The following is a 5,207-nucleotide window of genomic DNA, read 5'->3' on the forward strand; positions in this document are numbered from 1 at the left end:
ATCTTCTGTTCGTGCCGGTAGTATTCCGGCGCGCAGGTCGCGATCTCGCGCGTCCAGTCGTACGCCAGACCCAGCGTCTTCAACTGGTCGCGCATGGTCGCGATGTTCTGATAGGTCCAGTCGGCGGGATGGACCTTGTTGGCGATGGCGGCGTTCTCCGCCGGCAGGCCGAAGGCGTCCCAGCCCATCGGGTGCAGCACGTTGAAGCCGCGCGCCCGCTTGTAGCGGGCGACCATGTCGCCGATCGCGTAGTTGCGGGCGTGGCCGACATGGAGGCGTCCCGACGGATACGGGAACATCTCCAGCACGTAGTATTTGGGACGCCCAGGGTCCTCGGTCGCGATGAAGCTACCGCGCTCGTCCCAGATCGCCTGCCACTTAGCTTCGGTTTCCTTGGAATTATAGCGCGACATCAAGCATCCCTTACCCCGCCCCGCATGCCCCATGCCGGGGGCGGGCGACAACTGACCGTAATAATATTGGCTATCGCAACGATATTGGAAGATTACCGGCTGTCGGCAGTCTGGGCGATCCGGAGCTGGCGGGCGCGCGTCAGGATCGTATCCTCCAGCTTGCTCGCCGTCTCGGTGTTGACGCCGGCGTCGCGCCAGTCGCCGGCGCCTTGCGCCCCGGTCGAAGCAGCCGTACCGCCGCCTGCACCGCCGCGCTGCTGGCGGAAGACGCTGACGCGTACGCCGTCGGCGCGAAGCTGCCGGTCGAGGATGTAGAGGTTGACCTTGAACCGCTCGTTCGGGGTTTCCGGCGGAGAATACCAGTCGGTCAGGATCACGCCGCCGAAGGGATCGGCCGAGACGATCGGCATGAAGGCCAGCGTGTCGAGCGAGGCGCGCCACAGATAGCTGTTGACGCCGATCCCCTGCGTGTTCTGCGCTTCCGCATCGGCCCGGCGCGGCCCGAGCAGGGTGAAGCCGCCCTCGCCGCCCAGGATGCTGCCGTAGCGGTACCGCTTGTCCTCGTCCGGATCGGGGAACGTGGCTTCCGGCTTGACGCCGGCGCAGGCCCCGAGCAGCAGGGTGGCGCCGAGCATGCCGCACAGGAGGGCGGACCGGGCACGGCCGGATGCGGGCTGCCGGAATGCGGCCGGCCGGGTGGCAAGCTGGGCGGAGGTAAGCGGAAAACGGGCCATTTATCTGACATCTTCTGCGGTTCAGGCGCCGGAAAATAGACCATAGGCCAGCGCCAACGCAAGCGATCGGTCGACGGGAACGGAAAATGGCACCCCTTTCCCGGCGGCGGAGCCCATCCGAGCGGTTAATCCGTAAGTGGCAAATTTGTTACGCCATGTGGCTGATCTATCGAAAGAGGTAGAATGAGATTGCCTCGCATATCCCTTAAATCCCAAGAATAGGGCGAACGGCCGGCATGGCCCAATCCATTAGGGGATACAGATGCGCAAGATCCTTCTCGCCACGGCTTCGGCCACCGTGCTTTGCACTTTCGCCATGCAGGCTCAGGCACAGATGACCGTCACGCTCGGCGGCTACACCGAGTTCTTCGCCGGCCTGTTCAACGACCAGCTCGGCGCCAACCGCAACACGCGCGATTTCGAGCTTGAGACGGAAATCGTCGTCAAGGCGGACGGCAAGGCCGACAATGGCCTGCTGTACGGCGTCAAGATCGAGCTTCAGAACAGCACGCCCAATCCCGGCACCGGCGTCGGCACCGACGAGGCGTCGATCTATGTCGGCGGCCAGTGGGGCCGTTTCGAACTGGGCGATTTCGACGGCGCCGCCGATACCCTGAAGATTTACGCGCCGGTCGTCGGCGTCGAGCAGATCGACGGCGATTACACCGACTTCGCGGGCGGCCAGCCGAACTTCGGCATGCATATCCCGAATTCCGGCGACTCGACCAAGATCATGTACCTGACCCCGCGCTTCGCAGGCTTCCAGGGTGGCGCCAGCTATACGCCGGAAGCGGGCGACGAGGCGCAGCGCGTCGTACAGTTGAAGAACACCAGCACGTACAAGGATTTCAGCGAGTTCGGCGTCAACTACACGGGCGAGTTCTCGGGCTTCGGGCTGTCGGCGGGTGCGACCCTGACCACGGCCGACGGCACCACCGGCGGCGGCGTGAAGGATTTCACCGCCTGGAACCTCGGCGCGCAGATTTCCTACGGCCCCTTCGTACTCGGCGGCGGATACGTCGATGCCGACGACTTCCTGGTGCCGGCCTTCGGCGCGATCGACGACGACCAGACGGCCTGGCATATCGGCGGCAGCGTCACCACCGGTCCGGTCGCCATCGCCGTCAGCTTCCTGGATGCCGAAGGCTATTCGGGGTCGAACGGCGGCTACAGCACCGAGTACCGGGCCTACAGCGTCGGCGCCACCTACGCCCTGGCGCCGGGCCTGACCCTGGAAACCGAGCTGACCATGTTCGAGGACGATTACCTGACCGGCACGCGCGGCGCCACGACCGCCGGCAGCAACGAGGGCTATGTCTTCGTGGTCGGTACGCGTCTCGATTTCTAATCCGGCAGGTCAGCGGGTTGCGAAGCGGCGGCATCTCCGGATGCCGCCGTTTTGCATTGCGGGTCTCATTGCAAGGCCGTTTCGGCAAATGTGCTTAAAACGCCACACTGTGGATGCTTCTACACGGTGGCAGTGACTCCAGCGTTGCAAGCTCAGGACTTACGGATTAATCCCAATTGCATATCCCAACAGGGATAATCCAAAAGTTCCAGAGGGAGTTAAAATCAATGAGGAAGATCCTCCTCGCCACCACCGCCCTGGCCGCTTTCGCCGGTTTCTCGTCCGCCGCCAACGCTCAGATCACCGTCACCCTGGGCGGCTACACCGAGTTCTTCGGCGCGATCTACGACAACAACCTCGTCAACGGCACCGACCGCGAATTCCAGGTTGAGGCCGAGATCGTCGTCAAGGCGGACGGCAAGGCCGACAACGGCCTGCTGTACGGCACCAAGATCGAGCTTCAGACCACCGGCACCGGCGCCAACGGCGCCAGCAACAACAACGAGACCACCGACGAGGCGTCGGTGTACATCGCTGGCTTCTGGGGCCGCGTCGAGCTGGGCGACTTCGACGGCGCGTCCGACACCCTGGCGATCTACGCCCCGCTGGTCGGCGTGGAAGGCATCGACGGCGACTACGCCGACTTCATCACCAACACCGGCGTTGCCAACGGCGTCTCGGTCGAGATGGGCCGCCAGCCCTGGGGCGCGATCATCAAGAACCCGGATAGCAGCGACGCGACCAAGGTCATGTACCTGACCCCACGCTTCTCCGGCTTCCAGGCCGGCTTCAGCTACACGCCGGAAAACGGTGACGAAGGCCAGAGCGTCATCGGCACCAAGAACGCCGTCGGCTATTCCGACTTCCTGGAATACGGCATCAACTACACCGGCGACTTCAGCGGCGTGACCGTCGCCGCCAGCGCCACCGGCACCAGCGGCAACGGCAAGGGCACGACCGCCACCACGGCGCTGAAGAACTTCTCCGCCTGGCAGGTCGGCGCTCAGATCGGTTATGCCGGCTTCAAGTTCGGCGGCGGCTATGTCGATGCCGACGATTTCAACGTTCCGGCCCGCACCGACAGCGGCGATCAGCACGCCTGGCACGCCGGCGCCAGCTACACCACCGGCCCGGTCGCGGTCGGCCTGACCTATGCCGACGCCGAAGGCTACAAGCGCGCGCCCGGCACCTATGCCGAACAGTATCAGGTCTATGGCGTCAGCGGTGCGTACACCCTGGCTCCCGGCCTGCTGCTTCAGTCGGACCTGATGTTCGTCGACGAGGAACTGAAGGCCAATGCCGCTACCGCCGTCAAGCGCGACACCGACGAGTACGTGTGGCTGATCAGCACCCGCGTCAACTTCTAAGGTTCTGCCGGTCTAGCGACCGGGAGTTCTGGAGCTTTTGGATCCGGGGCGGTGGTGAAAACCACCGCCCCGATTTCTTTTGGGAATACCATTGGTCAGTCTTATCGGTAATGTCACGATTGGGTTGGGCTCAAACTTGATGAACAAGCAGGTTATATATAATATACAGATTATACACATAGCGTGCTTGTTATACACATAGCGTGCTTGGAGGCGTTGATGCCCACGGTTTCCGCTGCGGAATTCATCCGAAATTTCGGTACCTTCCAGCGAATGGTCGCTTGTGAACCCATTGAGGTCACCAGCCACGGTAAGATCGCAGGCGTCTATGTTTCAGCGGAAGACGCGGCACTTCTGAAGCGCATCCGTGCATCGCGACAAGCCTATCACCCTTGGGAACTGCCGGACGAATTCCGGGAGGCGCTGCGGAAGGCTGAACCAGGTTCGGAAAGCGACGGTCTCAACCATTTGATGGATGAGTGATCCTTAGCCTTACCTGTTCCCGTGCCCGGCCTTGTGATGCGGTATTCTTATCTTTGGCGTTCCGACCGTGACGCGGGACATGAACAAAGCCCCAAGGCATGCCCCGCTGTGATCGTCCTTGCGGTAACGAAAAACAAGGGGAACCGACGCGGGTACTGGTAGCTCCAATCACCCATACCGACCCAGGCCTCGAGCGAGCGCTGGAAATTCCTCCCAAACTGAAGTCCGCATTGGGTTTGGACGAAGGCAGATCCTGGATCGTCACGGACGATATCAATGCGTTCGAATGGCCTGGATATGATCTTGAACAGATACCCGGCATGCCGGGCAAGTTCGCCTACGGCTATCTTCCTCGAAAACTCTTCTACAAGTTGCGCGATGCGATCCTGGCGCATAACCCGCCAGTTCAAATGACGAGAAGAAACTGACGTAACAATACCAAAGGCCAACGATGTTGACTGGTGAGGACGCTCTAGAGCGTCCTACAAGGCTCACGGTGTTACGTAATGATGCGGATCAAAACGTGAGATTGTCATGCACACAACCAAGCTAACCAAAATCGGCAAATCCACGGGTCTGATCCTCTCATGTGACATGCTCGCCGCCGCCGATCTTCAAAGTGGTGATGAGGTCCGTGTCGATGTTCGCAATGGACGAATCGAGATCACCAAAACCGATGACACATGCAACAGCACTATGGATATCGGCCGGCGCTTTGCGGCGCGTTATCGGCGTACCATGGCGATACTTTCCAAATGAGACGATTCCTGATCCGTAACCCGATCACGCTATTTCCACCACCTTCATGTTGCCAAGGTCGGTCAGGAGCTGACGGCGGGCTTTTTCGTTGAGGCTGGGATGG

Annotated in this window: 7 protein-coding genes; 5 read left to right on the plus strand and 2 right to left on the minus strand. The window is 61.5% G+C overall.

Annotated features, from left to right (window positions below; genetic code table 11):
* Positions 1-413, minus strand: a 413-nt coding sequence (locus AC5JJ6_RS40335) for a class I tRNA ligase family protein (RefSeq protein WP_496047449.1), incomplete at its 3' end; no start/stop codon positions are given.
* Between the two features lie 92 nt (positions 414-505).
* Positions 506-1,147, minus strand: a complete 642-nt coding sequence (locus tag AC5JJ6_RS40340) for a DUF3576 domain-containing protein (RefSeq protein WP_496047450.1) — start codon at positions 1,145-1,147, stop codon at positions 506-508.
* Positions 1,148-1,409: 262 nt separating this feature from the next.
* On the opposite strand from AC5JJ6_RS40340, the gene AC5JJ6_RS40345 reads away from it, so the two are divergent.
* The 5 genes from AC5JJ6_RS40345 (at position 1,410) to AC5JJ6_RS40365 (ending at position 5,104) form a co-directional block, all read left to right on the plus strand.
* The gene (locus AC5JJ6_RS40345) at positions 1,410-2,495 is read left to right on the plus strand and encodes a porin (RefSeq protein ID WP_496047451.1); all 1,086 of its coding nucleotides are present in this window, start codon (positions 1,410-1,412) and stop codon (positions 2,493-2,495) included.
* Between the two features lie 227 nt (positions 2,496-2,722).
* Positions 2,723-3,862 (plus strand): porin, encoded by a 1,140-nt coding sequence (locus tag AC5JJ6_RS40350; protein ID WP_496047452.1) that lies wholly within the window; start codon positions 2,723-2,725, stop codon positions 3,860-3,862.
* 219 nt (positions 3,863-4,081) lie between these two features.
* Positions 4,082-4,345: a type II toxin-antitoxin system Phd/YefM family antitoxin gene (locus tag AC5JJ6_RS40355; RefSeq protein WP_496047453.1), complete on the plus strand. Its 264-nt coding sequence runs from the start codon at positions 4,082-4,084 to the stop codon at positions 4,343-4,345.
* Between the two features lie 230 nt (positions 4,346-4,575).
* Positions 4,576-4,773, plus strand: coding sequence for a hypothetical protein (locus AC5JJ6_RS40360; RefSeq protein WP_496047454.1), 198 nt, complete (start codon positions 4,576-4,578; stop codon positions 4,771-4,773).
* Positions 4,774-4,879: 106 nt separating this feature from the next.
* The gene (locus AC5JJ6_RS40365) at positions 4,880-5,104 is read left to right on the plus strand and encodes an AbrB/MazE/SpoVT family DNA-binding domain-containing protein (protein ID WP_496047455.1); all 225 of its coding nucleotides are present in this window, start codon (positions 4,880-4,882) and stop codon (positions 5,102-5,104) included.
* Positions 5,105-5,207: the final 103 nt, after the last annotated feature.

The organism is Skermanella sp. (genome assembly GCF_059503625.1).